The organism is Vibrio sp. 704, from assembly GCF_033339295.1.
The window spans coordinates 1-629 of record NZ_JAWOUH010000604.1 but is presented as its reverse complement, the minus strand read 5'-3'; the positions used below and the strand labels follow the sequence as shown (position 1 = coordinate 629).

General features: G+C 46.7%; 1 protein-coding gene. It reads left to right on the top strand.

Annotated features, from left to right (window positions below; all coding sequences use genetic code 11):
* Positions 1-103: 103 nt before the first annotated feature.
* Positions 104-629 (top strand): NapC/NirT family cytochrome c (locus R7R24_RS28005; RefSeq protein WP_318120345.1); only part of this gene is annotated, 526 nt, incomplete at its 3' end.

The following is a 629-nucleotide window of genomic DNA, read 5'->3' as shown; positions in this document are numbered from 1 at the left end:
AAAAAAATGGATGAGGCGTTCAAAGGGCTTAGTTCCGATGATTTAAACGCGCTCGTAGAATACTATGCGAGTTATCGCTAGCGCTGCTTTGGGATGATCACCAATGAGTTTATGGCGTAAACCAAACAGAAAATGGATGCTCGGCATACCAATTGGTGGCTTATTGGCGTTTATCCTTGGTGGGGCGGCCCTCAGTGTTTTTCACTTTGGTATGGATTACACCAATCGCAACGAGTTTTGTTACAGTTGCCATATCGGGATGGATACGATAGTTGAGGAGTACCAAGCATCCCCACACTTCAAAAATGCTCAGGGTGTGGTTGCCGCTACGTGCAGTGATTGTCATGTCCCTAGGGAGTTTTTTGCTAAAATCGCATTGAAAATCGGCGCTACAGCCGACATCTATCACAAACTGACTGGAGAAATTACGTTAGAGAACTTCGAGGCGGAGCATCGTCCGAGGTTGGCTGCTGAAGTCACACAGCAGTTTATCGAGAATAAATCTAAACAGTGTCGATATTGCCATTCCGTTGACAAGATGGATTTCGAAGCGCAAGGACGAACCGTTGCGCGTCGACATCAGATGATGGAAAGTCGAGAGCAATCGTGCATTGATTGCCATGCGGGGA